This is a genomic window from Pelosinus fermentans JBW45 (genome assembly GCF_000271665.2).
Lineage (GTDB): Bacteria > Bacillota > Negativicutes > DSM-13327 > DSM-13327 > Pelosinus > Pelosinus baikalensis.
The window spans coordinates 1,723,477-1,737,867 of record NZ_CP010978.1; the positions used below are offsets into that span (position 1 = coordinate 1,723,477).

Here is a 14,391-nt window from a genome sequence, read left to right on the forward strand (position 1 = left end):
TTTTCATAGTTGGAAAATAATGATCAAAGGTGATGAGTTTAAAATGAGAATAAAATTAAAGATAGGTGCTAAAATTGCTGCTAGTTTTGCAATTGTAATTGTCTTGATTATTATTATGGCAATTAATTCATTTATTTCATTAAATCATGCAAAAAATGATTTGGAAAATATCAATCAGGCAAATGTTCGCATGGCGATTGCCGATGCGATTACGATTCAATATAAGATCACTGTATCTGATCTTCGTGCTTATGCAGCCTATGGAGATGAAGTATACTTAAATCGAATTAATAGTGATTTTGAAAAGGTTATACAGCTAGAGAATGATTTATTAGCACTTGCCAGACCTGAAAAAAAACAGGAAGTACAAGCTGTAATTGATGAAACGGTGAAATATAAAAATACAATTACGACAGAGTTTGTGCCACTTGCAAAAGAGTATAATCGACTGATTGCGGCAGGCGATTATGGCAAAGCCCAAGAAAACAAAGTAAAATTAGCAGACTTTGCCAAGCGGATCGCACCTCAATCCCAAGGAATTGAAACGGCCTTAGATGGTTTTGCTCAAATAAACGTTGAAGCGGCAAAAGGCTTTATTAAAGAAAGTATAAGTTCTAATAATACTGTAATTATTACTTCTGGAATCATCAGTTTAGTGGTGTTAGTGTTAGGCATAGTTATTGCAATCACTTTAACCAATATGATTCGCAGACCTGTCATCAAGCTTACTGAAATTGCGCATCAATATGCAAATGGTGACTTACGTAGCCAGGTTGAAGTTGCCAGCTCAGATGAAATTGGTGAGCTGGCAGCTTCTCTGCAGGAAATGCATAAAAATTTCGTGGAAATGATTACGAACATTCGATCTGCCTCAGGACAATTAGCGAGTGCATCAGAAGAAATGGCGACCTCGACAGAAGAGGTAACTTCTTCTAGTGAAGATGTATCCAAAAATATGCAGCACTTAGCGCAAGAAGCAGATTTAGGCAATCAATCTATGTTGGAAGCATCCCAAGCGTTAGTAGAGTTATCTAGTCTCATTCAAATTGCAAAATCAAAATCGGAAAATACCATTACAAACTCCGAAAATACATTGCATGCAGCAGAAGAAGGGCGAAAAAGAGTTACTGAATCAGTGAAAAAAATGGATAATATCAAAGAGCAAACGCAAAATTCCAGTCAAGTCATTGAAGAACTTAACACCTATTCACAGCAAATTTCACAAATTACAAATACCATTACCAACTTGGCTAAGCAGACCAATCTTTTGGCTCTTAATGCGGCGATTGAGGCTGCTCGGGCGGGGGAACATGGACGGGGCTTCGCCGTTGTTGCCGAAGAAGTACGTAAGTTGGCAGAACAATCGGATCAAGGCGCTCAAGAGATTACTTCCTTAGTGAAGATGGTTACTGAAAAAACAAATCTTGCAGTGACAACCATGGCTCAAAATGCTATTGAGGTAGATTCTGGTGTTTCTACTGTTAATGAAGCGGGAGGCGCTTTGGATAGTATTTTGCAGGCTGTGAAGCAAACCGTAACAGAAACAAAAGATATCGGTGATGTAACTTCCTCGGAAGTTGCAAGTTCCGAGCAAATCGTAAAATTAATTAATAGCCTTGCAACGATGATAGAAAGTGTTGCAGCTCATGGTGAAGAAATTGCAGCCTCTTCTGAGCAGCAGTCAGCGGCTATGCAGACTGTAGCAGCTAGTGCAGAAGAAACAAGCGCTATGGCTCATCAGTTAAGAACTTCTGTGGAGAAGTTTAAATTATAAAAGAAGTGGCGAGAGTGGTTCCAATTGAAAGAGAATAGTAAGAAGATCTTGTCGATTATAAAACTGTCTGACAAGGTCTTTTTACTGTTTTTCTAATGCTTTACATAGAATCTAAGGATAGGAATGAAGGGATCTCGGAAATAATGTCCTTAGATGATATAAATATATGGTTGGAGGATCATGAATGGTAATAATGTATAGTATATTAGTCGTCGTTATGCTGGCCATATTCTGGGTGAATTGGCGTTTACTAACCCAATGGTTTCTTAATGAAAATTTTTCTAGTAAAAATCGTATGTATTGGCTTATAACGGGACTTGCTTGGTTCTTTATTAACTATAATTGGTGGTTCCAGCCAGATGCCGCTTTTTTCTATCGATGGATAACCCCGGTTGTTGATTTTGCTTACGTTTGGATCATCAGCGGAGTTGTTTTACTCTGCTTTTTTCCTGTACTATTTGCAATAAGAAGGTTGCTAAATCTTACGAAGGTTAAAAAGGAAACTGGTAAAATGGACGTCAGTCGTCGTACATTTTTACAAAGTGTGCTTTATGCTGCACCTGTATTATCCTTAGGAATAAGTGCTAAAGGTGTATATTCAGCAGAAAAGGAAATGGTAGTCAAGCATGTAGCGTTGCCTTTTGAAGGACTTTCTCAAGAATTAGCAGGGTTTAAAATAGCACAAATTAGTGATACCCATTTAGGACCATTTTTTAGTTTGGAACGATTGGACGAAGTGTTACAATTGATTATAAAAGAAAAACCAAATATGGTAGTGATAACAGGAGATCTAATTGATGATTTGAATCTACTTGACGCAGCGATAATTAAACTTAGCGAATTCTGTTCCCTAATACCTTATGGTGTTTATTTCTGCTGGGGTAATCACGAATATTTTCGGGATATTAAGCGGATTAGCAGAGCTTTGCACAATAGTCCAATCCATGTCCTGAAAAATAGTAATATTCCAGTTCAGGTAGGAGGAACCATCGTATATATATTAGGTGTTGATTATCCTTGGCCAAAAGATAGTGAAGAAAAGGAACGAACACGACAACAATTTATGACAAAGGCAGAGCAGGATATACCTAAAGATGCCTTTAAAGTATTATTGGCACATCATCCCGATTTTTTGTTTAATGCTTTTGCTTCGCAAATACCACTTACTCTATCAGGACATACCCATGGAGGGCAAGTTAATATCTTAGGAAAGTCCCTATTGCCGGTAAGTTATCATTATATGCGTGGGCTTTATCAGGAAAATCATTCTTATGGATATGTTAGTCCAGGAACAGGACAATGGATACCGTTTCGTCTTGGTTGTCCACCTGAAATTAGTGTATTTAGTTTAACAGTTAAGAATAAAGATTAGTTTGTCAATATCCTCTTTATTGTTAAGAGAGCACTGTGTAATATGAAGTGCAATGAGAAAGGCTTATAATATAGTTCGCAATATCATTAACATTAAGGTATAATTTCATTGAGAATAGTTCATTCATAGTAATCAAATTAAAGTTAAGGGATATGAGGAAAAATGAGAAGCCCTGGCAATAGTAAATATGTTAAAAAGCTAAATCGAATGACAATTATAAATATTATTAAAGATAACGAATTAATTTCTCGTCAGCAAATTGCCGATTTAACTGGTCTTACTCCGCCCGCGATTACAGGTATTATCCGAGAATTAATTGATACAGGATTTGTAAAAGAAGTTGGCTTAGGTCAATCTCAAGGAGGAAGAAAACCTGTTAATCTACAATTTAATTGTAGTGCGGGATATGTAATCGGCATAGAAGTGACTAGCCAGGAAATAACAGTTGCTCTTGCTGATTTGAAAAATATTCCCACTTGTATTGGGCGAGTAACGGTAGATATGAAAGACCCAGCAATAGCAGTAAAAGAACTTATTCATGTCATTAAACAAGTCAGTCTGAATAAAGAAAATAGAGAGAAAAGAATTGTAGCAATTGCAATTGCATTTCCGGGTATGCTAAATCGGAGTGAAGGCACAGTCAAAAGAGCTGTAAATCTAGGTAAGATGTGGAATGGCTATCCGTTAAAGGCCACTTTGGAAAACGAATTTGGATTGCCTATCTATATTGAAACCAATTCAAAAGTTGCAGCTCTAGGGGAAAAGTGGTATGGGGGCGGCATTAATTGTGAAAATTTAATCTACATCAACATGGGAGAAGGAATTAGTGCTGGCATCATTATGGGGGAGCATATTGTACAAGGTTCCCAAGGGTATGCTGGACAAATTGGTCATACTGTCATGATCGAGCAGGGAACTTTATGCAATTGCGGTAATCGTGGTTGTTTAGAAACCGTCTGCGGTATTCCTGCCATTGTCCAAAAAGTAAATGCACAGCTGCCTTTTCTTGCTGATGAAGATCCATTAAAAAAGCGTTTTAACATTACGCAAGAAATACAAATAAGTGATATCGTAGAAGTTGCTTTAAAGAAAGAGTCTTATGCAAGAGATGTGCTGCGACAAGCAACTCACTATGTGGCTTTAGCAACTTCTCACATGATTAATCTGTATAATCCAGATGCAGTTTTTATCGGGGGTAAATTGGCGATCGTAGCAGAATTCTTTATGGAAGACTTTCATGAAGTGATTGCATCGCATACTTTTTCTGAAGTGGAAGATGCAACTGCGATTATTATATCAAAACTCGGTGCAGATTCAGGCGTAATCGGTGCATGTGCTCTTGCTCTCAAAATGGTACTGAAATCACCTAACACCGATATGTTTGATGATTTATAATCACTATTCTTGATTAACCCAATAGCAATACTTGAGCAATTGCTCATTTAGTAAAATGATCTGAGACCCTGGGGTTTTAGGTCGTTTTTTATTTTAGAAAAATAATTTTCTAAAAAAGAAGAAATTATATCAATCATGGTACATCCTCCATATCATTCCTTTTCACTTCTTATATTGTAAGTATAGAGTAAAACATGTATAGATACTGTAATGCTTGTCACAATAATAGAATTGAATCTAATTCTTCTTTATCTTTTGACGAATCCTTTTAAGCGTCGTACAATATAAGGATATAGCATGTGATTAAAGACCATTACATAGCATGTATTATTAGGAGGTAAATGTGGTATATAATCCAACGAATCCAATGATTGTTCAAGGCGATTTTTCTGTATTGCTAGAAGCATATCATCCTGATTTTGAAATCGTTCGCGGTGGATTGTCTGCGTTTGCAGATTTAGAAAAGAGTCCTGAACATATCCATACATATCGTATTACTCCTTTATCTTTATGGAATGCTGCAGCCACGGGTCAGACAGCGGCTCAGGTTCTTGAATTTTTATTAACGTATGTAAAGTTCCCTTTGCCGAATAATGTGTGTCGTGACATTGAAGGCTACATGAGTCGTTATGGTCTGGTAAAACTAATGGCATATCCACCAATGATTGCAGAACATGAAGCCGATGAGCTTACTGTGCCTGGAGAATTCTTATATCTTTACTCCCAGGATATTCCTACGATTATGACCATTGCTGGGCACAAAGAGACAAAGGTCATCTTTACAGCAAAATTAGATGAACACACTTTGGTTATCCCAGCAGGAAAACGGGGGATTATAAAGCAGCTTTTAGTAAAAATCGGTTATCCTATTGAGGATTTAGCTGGTTATGTTGATGGTGAAAAGTTAGCGATAGCATTACGGCCTACGGATCTAACTGGACGAGAATTTTCCCTGCGGGATTATCAGAGGCAGGCTGTTGATCTTTTTTATGATGGCGGTCGAGAGACGGGTGGATCAGGAGTCTTGGTTTTACCCTGTGGTGCAGGAAAAACGATAATTGGCATCGGCGCAATGGAAAGGGTTGGAATGAATACGTTGATTTTAACAACCTCAACCAGCGCTGTACATCAATGGATGAGAGAAATTGTGGAGAAAACAGATTTGCCGGCAGAAATAGTCGGTGAATATTCTGGAGATAGAAAAGATATCTGCCCAGTAACAGTTACCACGTATCAAATGGTAACCTATCGTCCTGTTAAAAATGGTCCCTTTCCTCACTTTGAAATTTTTAATGCCCGAGCTTGGGGATTGGTTATTTATGATGAAGTACATACTCTGCCAGCCCCTGTTTTTCAAGTTACAGCCGAATTGCAGGCAAAACGCAGATTAGGTTTAACAGCTACCTTGGTAAGAGAAGATGGTAAGGAAGCTGATGTCTTTACCTTGATTGGTCCCAAAAAGCTGGATGTTCCATGGACTGAAATGGAGAGTGCCGGCTGGATTGCTACAGCAGTCTGTACAGAAGTACGTGTGCCCATGGATTTTTCCCTGCGCATGGAGTGTGCCCAAGTTCCAGAACGAATAGCCTATCGTATGGAAGCGGAAAATACTTTTAAGTTAAAGGCTATCGAATATATCTTGCATAAACATGCTGGAGAAGGTATATTGATTATTGGTCAATATATAAAGCAGTTAGAAGCGATTGCCGACTATTTTGGATTTCCCCTCATCACTGGCAAGATGCCAACAGTAAAACGGGATGAGTTGTATCAAGCATTTCGCAATCGAAAAATTGCAGTACTCATTGTATCAAAAGTGGCTAATTTCGCCATTGATTTGCCGGATGCTGCAGTAGGTGTGCAGGTTTCTGGAGCTTTTGGCTCTCGTCAGGAAGAGGCTCAGCGCTTGGGCAGAATCTTGCGGCCTAAAGATGATGGTCGGTCGGCTTATTTTTATAGTGTAGTCTCTAAGGATTCTCGGGAGCAGGAATTTGCTCACCATCGTCAGTTATTTTTAACAGAGCAGGGATACCAGTATCAAATCTTGGATTTTGATGAAACATTGGCAAGGGAAGGAATGGGGAATTTTGCCAAATAAAAAATTATCCTTACGTTTGGATCATGCATATACCTTAGAAGAAATCTATGCATTAAATAAAACAGCCTTAAATAAAATGTGTTGGTTATTTGATGTAAGCGGCTGGGTGGGCAATGTTCCTAAATTACTACGTGAGGCTATCTTCCATATCCCACGATTTGCTGGAGTATATCATGAATTGAGAGAAGAAGAGCAAAGTATAATGGCTTTTCTATGTGAATTCGCTGGCAAGCCACTAGCTATAAATCAAATATATGAAAAGTATCGTTCGACAGTGCCCGTGAAAACAATTGATGCTGCAGTTACCGATTTACTGCAGAAGGGATGGCTGTTAGAAGGGCAGATGCCTCAGTCTCTGTTAGCTATACCCGACTTTAAGAAAACACTTGATAAAATGTCAGCGTTTTATTATTTTTTAGAAGCGCAGCTGCCGGCCACGCATTCTGCAATTGATAGCGGAGGACAGTCTCTTACGGATTTGATTGAGCTATCCGCATTTTTGTATGTAGAAAAACCAAAACTTACTGTAAAAAAGTTCATGGCAAAATCCGTATTGCGTCGTTTAATGTCACGCTTAAGCTCTGCGGCAGCTGACCAATGGGAAGAAGCCGCTGATGAAAATTTATATACGAATATGACACGTATGCTTTTAGGGATTTTACAGGAGATAGGAGCCTTAAAGGTTGTAGTTGATAAAGGCGACTATTGCTATTATCAATTAAATGGGGAAAAATGGGATGATTTTATTTTTTCACCTGCATCCCACCGTTTACTCTATATTTTGAGCTGGCAAATCTCTCGTATTCAATATCATAAGGGCGGAAGCCTACCTTTTATTGCCAATTTATTTAAATATGCAGCCCAGGTAAAAGGAACATGGTTAACTGGCGCGTCTTTAATGATGAAAAGCGTTATAGACGAATCTTCAGTGCTTTTTCATGATAAAGATCCTTTTAGTAGTGAAGAGTGGTTAGAGGCAGTTGTATTAGAACCATTTATGTATTGTGGATTATTCGAAAAGACTACAGCCGAGCTGCCAACTCAATGGCTGATGGAAGAGAAGATGCCGCGAAATTTCTGGCGATTGACTCCTTTGGGATTGGCTTTGGCTCAATGGCTGGCAGAAGAGAAAGACGCAGGTAAGGCTATTAGCCAAATGGTTAAAATCGATTTGTATCATAAAGATACGGAAGCCATTTTTGCGCCTTTATTTGATAAATGGCGGCAGGTTTTATCAGCTGAACTGGAGCAGCAGCTGATCATTCAACCAGATCTTTCCTTTTTCGTTCCGAAAAGTGTAAGCCCTTACGTGGTGTGGATGTTATCGGTTTTTGCTGAGACTCAGGTTCAAGATTACGTATATCAAGGAGAATTTACTCGCAGTAGTATACTTCGTGCGTTAAAAGGAGGAGCTTCAGTTGATGATTTATTTGCGCTGATTGCTGATCATAGTAAAGTACCTCCCACGGAAAATGTGCTGTGTACACTGCAACAGTGGGCCACTGCTTATGATAAAACCTTGTTTGCCAGAGCGATGATATTGGCTTGTGATACTCCCGAAATGGCGTCGGAAATTCTTGCTCAAAGTAAATTATCCAATTGGGTGATTGGTTTGGTCGGTCCCCAGGTTTTGCTGATAAAGCCAGATGGAGAAGGGACCATTCGTAAATGGCTAGAAAAGAAAAATTGGGTACCAAGGCCTGGAGTCACTGTAGGAGAAGGATTATATACTTGGCTAACAACAGGAAAAAACGAAAAGTAATTGGATTTGTGCTATAATATAGGTATAAAATTTTAAGATGATAGGGTGAATGGAATATGGCAAAAATACCAAAAAATTTAAGTGACACAGCTATGTTCGGCGATTATAAAGAGACTCTTACTTTTGAAAATGAGAATTATGCAGAAGAAACAGCAACTCCTCAGCCTGTAAGGGGAATACAAAAAGATAATAAGAATTATGCAAGTGAGTTTTTTACGTCAGAATTGCAGGAAAAGGTAGGCAAAGCGTTACTGGAGTTAAAAGTTAAACTATTTAAGGAAGGCATTGTTGATTTTGATATTAAGGTAACAACCCAGGATAAACAAATCATATTAACAGGCGTTCCTAGTAAAGCGGAAAAGAAAAAAGCCAAATAATCGGAGGGCCTATGAAGGAACATGCTTTTTTATTTCTTAAAAACTGGTTTCATGGTTATGTTCAGGATTTTTATTCTACTGATGAACAGCTGCAATTTCACATTCGATTGAAGGAAGAGCATACAAGGCGAGTGCTGGAAAATGCAGTGAGAATTGGTACATGGTTAACTTGTACTTTTGAACAGATGCAGCACATCAAAATTGCTGCTTTACTTCATGATATTGGAAGGTTTCAGCAATATCAGACGTATAAAACCTTTAATGATGCGTTGTCTGTGAATCATGCTCAATTAGGATTGGAAGTATTGCAGGAATCGGGCAGTTTGCAAGCTGCTGGACTAAATGATCAAGAACAGAAGATTATAAAAAATGCTGTGTTATACCATAATCGGCGTCAGTTACCAATGGATGAAAGTGAAGAGTGGCTAACTCTTGCAAAGATTATTCGAGATGCAGATAAGATAGACATCTTTTCCATGTTAATCACGAAAGATAAGGATAATAAAATCCCTCTGCCCCTAGAGTTAGAAAATACTAATGCGTATTCAGCAAAGATTGTTGAGGATATATTACAGGGGAAATTAGTGGAGTATCCAGACATTAAGAGCGGAAATGATTTAATGCTTTTTCGTTTGTCTTGGATATATGATATCTACTTTTCCTATTCTTTTTCTTATATAGTAGAGCAAGGGTACATTGATAAGCTGATTGCTACCCTGCCTGCTCGAAAGGAGATTGCTCGTGTGCATCAGTGTTTATGGCAGTATGCCAGAGACCATGCTATTTCAGAGTAGCAATGGGAACCCAAGGATTAAGAAGTGGGAGTGAGGGGAATATGCAGGAGACTTTAGAATTGCCTGAAGGTACGTTTTTTATTCGGATTGCTTCTCTAAGTGATATTGAGCAAATTACGGAAATCTACAATCAAGGCATACAAGATCGAATTGCTACATTAGAAACAAATACAAAAAGTGTCGAAGAAATGGCAGAATGGCTGAGAAGCAGGAGTTCTAGGCATAAAGTATTAGTAATAGAAGATACAGAGAATAAGATAGAAGGCTGGGCTTCACTCAATCTTTTTAATGCCAGAGAATGTTATCGGGGTGTTGCTGATTTATCCATTTATATTAAAAGAGAAAAACGGAATAAGGGGCTTGGCAAACATTTATTATTGGCCTTAATCCAAGTGGCGAAAGAGGAAGAATTTTATAAGATCGTGCTGACTACGTTGGCTGTTAATTGTACAGGACATAAACTCTATCACTCTCTTGGTTTTACAAAGGTTGGTACTTACGTAAAACAAGGAATGTTAGATGGAAAATGGATTGATGTACACGTTATGGAAAAATTTTTATTAGAATAAATATTGGTAATTTCACAACTGTCTTTATAGACTGTTGTTTTTTATTGTGCTTATACGATACATTAACAAAAACTTGAATATAAATTGTTACTGTCAGAGGATGCGGGTATTTCCCGGTAATACTTTTCTTGCTATGCAAGCTTAGCTATGGGATGATAAGAGGATATGACCGGCACTTTAAAGAAAGAAGATGAGAAAATGTATACAACTACACTCTGCTTTTTGCTTAAAAGAGATAAAATTCTGCTTGGGATGAAAAAAACAGGCTTTGGTCAAGGAAAATATAATGGTTTTGGTGGTAAAATTAAAGAAGGTGAAACAGTATTGCAAGCAACTGTACGGGAGCTGGAAGAAGAAAGTGGTATACAGGTGGAGGAGAGGCAGTTGGAGTACGCAGGTAAACTGGATTTCATTTTTCCTGCAAGCCCTCAGCTGCGGCATGATGTACATATCTTTCTAGTGCATACCTGGCAGGGGAAACCAGTAGAAACGGAAGAAATGAAGCCTCAATGGTTTTCACAACCCGATATCCCTTATGATGCAATGTGGCAGGATGACATCTATTGGCTGCCTACAGTCTTGGCAGGAAAGACCATAGAGGGCACGATAATTTTTGCCGAAAATAATGAAGATGTGGCTGAAGTCAATTTCTTATAGCAAGACTAAGAAGTAAAGCCTTTCCTATGCTGCAGAATATAGGAAAGGCTTTACTCTAATCAAGCTAAAAAGAACTACGTCCTAATCGAGGATGACATACTGGTCTTAAGCTGAGTTTTAATATAAAAGATAAGGCTTGTTTCATATTGAGATCTTGCCGTCCATTAGGTGTTTCAAAAACGCATAAGGGTTCTTCCATGCCAATTTCGCTGGCTGGCAAATATACATATTCTGCGGTGTTAGTATCACCAAAAATAATGCCTGTCTTAAGATGTGCTATTGTCATTTTACTCATAAGTACCTCATAATATAATTTATAGTGCTTCATTGATTATATAATATTCACCAAGTAAAAGTAACTAGATATTGAGAAATGTAACTTATAATTAAAATTATTGAATTTTCTAAATATATAATAAATTTAATTATGAATACAATGTCCACCTGCAGGAGAAAACAAAGATTTATAGAACTATATATAATGTATTTTAAATACATTTACTGTGAGGAAAACGAGTTTGTCTTCAGATGGTAAAGAGGAAAGGGATATATAGGAGGAAGGAATAAAGATGTTAGGAATACTATTAGCACTTATTGTTACGTCAATGGTTGTCTACATGATTTTAAAGCAATACAAGACACAAGCTGTTTTAGTTTTTGGTGGTCTTATTCTTATGTCATGTGCTGTTATTTTTGGTTTGGGAACGATTTTGCCAGTTAAGGAGAGTACGGGAATCGTTTGGTTTGATTTGTTTGAATTTATCAAAAAGACGTTGAGTGGCAGAGCCGCTGGTCTTGGTCTTAGTATTATGGCAGTGGGAGGTTTTGCTCGATATATGGATCATATTGGAGCTAGTAAGGCTTTAGTGAATATTGCCATAAAGCCATTGCAAAAACTTCATGCTCCCTATGTAATGTTGGCTGCGTGTTATTTAGTTGGTCAGGTATTAGGCTTGTTTATTAACAGTGCCTCTGGTTTAGGCATGCTGCTTATGGTTACTATGTTTCCTATTTTAGTACGCCTTGGCGTCAGCCGACTAGCTGCTACGGCTGTTATTGGTACTACTTTGTGCTTGGATTGGAGCCCTGGAGATCCTGGCAGTGTCTTGTCAGCTAATACTGCTGGTATGGACATTGCGACTTATTGGACCCAGTATCAAATTCCCGTTGCTTTAACAGTAATGGTGGTAGTTGCGGTATTACATTATTTTGTCCAACAGTGGTTTGATAAAAAACAAGGGCATATTGTAGAGCGGGCAGAGATAGTCACGAATAAAACAGAAGAGGAGCTTCCTCCAGGGATTTTTGCCTTGTTGCCTGTCGTGCCTTTAGTACTGATTTTAGCCTTTAGTGATATTGGCATTAAAGGAATTAAAATGGATATTGTAAATGCGATGTTTATTAGTTTATTTGTATCTATGATTTTTGAGTTTCTTCGTAAAAGAGATATTAAAAAAGTCTTTGCTGATCTGCAAGTTTTTTTTGACGGTATGGGCATTCAGTTTGCTGCTGTAGTTACCTTGATCGTAGCAGGGGAAACCTTTGCTCAGGGGTTAAAATCAGTGGGAGCCATTGAATCGATTATTAGTTCTGCTCAATCAGCAGGTTTTGGTGGAGCTGGTATGATTATTGTCATGGTATCGATTATTGCGGTATCATCTGTAGTCATGGGGTCAGGCAATGCGCCATTCTTTGCTTTTGTAGCTTTAACTCCCGTTGTAGCCGCTAAGATGGATATTGCTCCTGTCCTGATGCTATTGCCAATGCATTTTGCTGCAAGTATTGCCCGCAGTATGTCACCAATTACTGCGGTAATTGTAGTCGTTTCAGGTATTGCAAATGTATCGCCAATTGATGTAGTAAAACGTACATCTATTCCCATGATTGGTGCCCTTATTGTGAATGTGGCTGCTACCTTTATTTACTTCTATCGATAATTAGCATATAAGAAACCCTCTCATTTTGTCTCTGGGATAAAATGAGAGGGCCTTTTTTATAGAATTTACAAGTTTAGGGGAACGTTAAACACAAAGGATACAGAGATGCGCAAAGAGCACAGAGGCAGATTTACTTTATCGTATTTGAGCGATAACTCTTTTACTTGTGCAGAATAGGATAAGGAAAAGACTATTTATTAGCAGATAATTTTACTTGTGGAGGGTGAGATATGATGTGGCGAAATATTCAACAGGTTATTTATTTCCCCAATAAGTGTATTGGAGCCTATACTGCAATTTTTATTATAATTTGGTTAGGAGCTTGGATTCTTAATGGAATAAAAAGTACGCAATTTGATTTATATCAGTTTCGTGATACCTATATTTGGCTAATGACTCAATTAAATGCGACACATGCGATTAATTCTATCTGGAATACGCCAAAGGGGACTTGTCCAGGTGATTTAGGAATAAAAGACGATATGACAGGTAAATCTAATTGTAACTTGTAAGGCAACGCAACTCTTCGAAAAAAATAAGCCGACAAGAATTAGGGTTGATGCGCATTAGGTGATGGGGGAAAAGAAATAGACCTTTTCCCCAAGGCTATTTTATGATAGAATTTATAAATATAGAAGAATCTGGGAAAGAGGGATCTTTTAGAATGATTGCAATGGCGGCGGTATATTGCACAATGGTACTGGCTGTAATTAAAATAAATTCATAATAGTGGACATATAGTCTCTGAATAAGAGAGAACATCGATAAAATAAAAAAGTTGGAGGGAAGCAAAGATGGATATATGGATTAGCGAGGCGCAAACAAAAGACTTAGAATTACGAGCGCGCGTAAAAGAAACATTATTTATGGGAAAGTCTGATTTTCAGGAGATCGCGGTAGTGGATTCTCACCAATTCGGTCGCATGTTAGTGCTGGATGGTGTGTTTCAAACATCGGTGACTGATGAATTTATTTATCATGAAATGATTGTTCACGTTCCTTTATTTACTCATCCTAACCCTAAGAATGTACTAGTCATTGGCGGTGGTGATGGCGGTACAATTCGTGAGGTTGTAAGGCATGATTGTGTTGAGAAAGCAGAAATGGTTGAAATTGACGGTTTGGTGGTTGATGTCTGTAAAAAATTTCTGCCGGAAATTAGTGAAGCTATGATTCATAAGCATCCTAAATTGGAGCTTAAAATTGGTGATGGTATTTCTCATATGAAACAGGCTGAAAATAAATATGATATTATCATTGTAGATTGCTCCGATCCTATAGGCCCTGGTAAAGGCCTGTTTAAACCTGAGTTTTATACTAATGTGTATAAGGCGTTAAAAGAAGATGGACTGTTTGTACAGCAAACAGAATCTCCTTTTTATCACCAAGAGTTAATTACATATGTAAATAAAGAGATTCGCCAATTATTTCCTATTACGAAAATGTATTTGGCGAACATTCCTACTTACCCTAGCGGATTACATTGCTTCACCATAGGCTCCAAGAAATATGATCCGATTCAATCTAGTATGGAAAATCTTCAAGGGCTAGCTACTCGATATTATAATAAAGACATTCACAAAAGTTCATTTGTGCTGCCGAATTTTGTGCAAGAATTATTGAAATAAGACTGATAACTACTTTTTTGTAATAGTA

General features: G+C 37.8%; 13 protein-coding genes. 12 read left to right on the forward strand and 1 reads right to left on the reverse strand.

Annotated features, from left to right (window positions below):
• Positions 1–43: 43 nt before the first annotated feature.
• From JBW_RS07190 to JBW_RS07230, 9 genes are all read left to right on the forward strand, one after another.
• Positions 44–1,774 carry a methyl-accepting chemotaxis protein gene (locus tag JBW_RS07190; protein WP_036680435.1) on the forward strand — a complete coding sequence of 577 codons (1,731 nt, stop codon included), beginning with the start codon at positions 44–46 and terminating at the stop codon, positions 1,772–1,774.
• Between the two features lie 184 nt (positions 1,775–1,958).
• On the forward strand, positions 1,959–3,146 hold the full coding sequence (locus JBW_RS07195; protein WP_007954021.1) for a metallophosphoesterase: 1,188 nt from the start codon (positions 1,959–1,961) through the stop codon (positions 3,144–3,146).
• Positions 3,147–3,353: 207 nt separating this feature from the next.
• Positions 3,354–4,541 carry an ROK family transcriptional regulator gene (locus JBW_RS07200; protein WP_235334158.1) on the forward strand — a complete coding sequence of 396 codons (1,188 nt, stop codon included), beginning with the start codon at positions 3,354–3,356 and terminating at the stop codon, positions 4,539–4,541.
• Positions 4,542–4,884: 343 nt separating this feature from the next.
• Positions 4,885–6,639: a DNA repair helicase XPB gene (locus tag JBW_RS07205; RefSeq protein ID WP_007954018.1), complete on the forward strand. Its 1,755-nt coding sequence runs from the start codon at positions 4,885–4,887 to the stop codon at positions 6,637–6,639.
• On the forward strand, positions 6,596–8,401 hold the full coding sequence (locus tag JBW_RS07210; RefSeq protein WP_007954017.1) for a helicase-associated domain-containing protein: 1,806 nt from the start codon (positions 6,596–6,598) through the stop codon (positions 8,399–8,401). Before JBW_RS07205 ends, JBW_RS07210 begins: the two co-directional genes overlap by 44 nt.
• Before the next feature lie 56 nt (positions 8,402–8,457).
• Positions 8,458–8,778, forward strand: a complete 321-nt coding sequence (locus JBW_RS07215) for a BON domain-containing protein (protein ID WP_007954016.1) — start codon at positions 8,458–8,460, stop codon at positions 8,776–8,778.
• 11 nt (positions 8,779–8,789) lie between these two features.
• Positions 8,790–9,572, forward strand: a complete 783-nt coding sequence (locus tag JBW_RS07220; RefSeq protein ID WP_007954015.1) for an HD domain-containing protein — start codon at positions 8,790–8,792, stop codon at positions 9,570–9,572.
• Between the two features lie 41 nt (positions 9,573–9,613).
• A complete protein-coding gene (locus tag JBW_RS07225) occupies positions 9,614–10,141 on the forward strand; it encodes an arsinothricin resistance N-acetyltransferase ArsN1 family A (protein WP_007954014.1) in 528 nt (175 codons plus the stop codon).
• A 165-nt stretch (positions 10,142–10,306) separates the two neighbouring features.
• Positions 10,307–10,798, forward strand: coding sequence for an 8-oxo-dGTP diphosphatase (locus tag JBW_RS07230; RefSeq protein ID WP_007954013.1), 492 nt, complete (start codon positions 10,307–10,309; stop codon positions 10,796–10,798).
• A gap of 64 nt (positions 10,799–10,862) precedes the next feature.
• Here the strand turns inward: JBW_RS07230 and JBW_RS07235 are convergent, their stop codons facing one another.
• A complete protein-coding gene (locus JBW_RS07235; protein WP_007954012.1) occupies positions 10,863–11,093 on the reverse strand; it encodes a hypothetical protein in 231 nt (76 codons plus the stop codon).
• 274 nt (positions 11,094–11,367) lie between these two features.
• Between JBW_RS07235 and dcuC the strand changes: the two genes are divergently transcribed.
• From dcuC to speE, 3 genes are all read left to right on the forward strand, one after another.
• Positions 11,368–12,735: a C4-dicarboxylate transporter DcuC gene (dcuC, locus tag JBW_RS07240; RefSeq protein WP_007954011.1), complete on the forward strand. Its 1,368-nt coding sequence runs from the start codon at positions 11,368–11,370 to the stop codon at positions 12,733–12,735.
• A gap of 230 nt (positions 12,736–12,965) precedes the next feature.
• Complete coding sequence (locus tag JBW_RS07245; protein WP_007954010.1) at positions 12,966–13,247, forward strand: hypothetical protein; 282 nt, start codon at positions 12,966–12,968, stop codon at positions 13,245–13,247.
• 282 nt (positions 13,248–13,529) lie between these two features.
• Complete coding sequence (gene speE, locus JBW_RS07250; protein WP_007954009.1) at positions 13,530–14,363, forward strand: polyamine aminopropyltransferase; 834 nt, start codon at positions 13,530–13,532, stop codon at positions 14,361–14,363.
• The last annotated feature ends 28 nt before the right edge of the window (positions 14,364–14,391 follow it).

What these genes read in the sequence shown, in the direction of transcription:
- JBW_RS07190 (WP_036680435.1), top strand. Translation starts at nt 44, where the DNA reads ATGAGAATAAAATTAAAGATAGGTGCTAAAATTGCTGCTAGTTTTGCA.
- JBW_RS07195 (WP_007954021.1), top strand. Translation starts at nt 1,959, where the DNA reads ATGGTAATAATGTATAGTATATTAGTCGTCGTTATGCTGGCCATATTC.
- JBW_RS07200 (WP_235334158.1), top strand. Translation starts at nt 3,354, where the DNA reads ATGACAATTATAAATATTATTAAAGATAACGAATTAATTTCTCGTCAG.
- JBW_RS07210 (WP_007954017.1), top strand. Translation starts at nt 6,596, where the DNA reads ATGAAACATTGGCAAGGGAAGGAATGGGGAATTTTGCCAAATAAAAAA.
- JBW_RS07215 (WP_007954016.1), top strand. Translation starts at nt 8,458, where the DNA reads ATGGCAAAAATACCAAAAAATTTAAGTGACACAGCTATGTTCGGCGAT.
- JBW_RS07220 (WP_007954015.1), top strand. Translation starts at nt 8,790, where the DNA reads ATGAAGGAACATGCTTTTTTATTTCTTAAAAACTGGTTTCATGGTTAT.
- JBW_RS07225 (WP_007954014.1), top strand. Translation starts at nt 9,614, where the DNA reads ATGCAGGAGACTTTAGAATTGCCTGAAGGTACGTTTTTTATTCGGATT.
- JBW_RS07230 (WP_007954013.1), top strand. Translation starts at nt 10,307, where the DNA reads ATGACCGGCACTTTAAAGAAAGAAGATGAGAAAATGTATACAACTACA.
- JBW_RS07235 (WP_007954012.1), bottom strand. Translation starts at nt 11,093, where the DNA reads ATGAGTAAAATGACAATAGCACATCTTAAGACAGGCATTATTTTTGGT.
- dcuC (WP_007954011.1), top strand. Translation starts at nt 11,368, where the DNA reads ATGTTAGGAATACTATTAGCACTTATTGTTACGTCAATGGTTGTCTAC.
- JBW_RS07245 (WP_007954010.1), top strand. Translation starts at nt 12,966, where the DNA reads ATGATGTGGCGAAATATTCAACAGGTTATTTATTTCCCCAATAAGTGT.
- speE (WP_007954009.1), top strand. Translation starts at nt 13,530, where the DNA reads ATGGATATATGGATTAGCGAGGCGCAAACAAAAGACTTAGAATTACGA.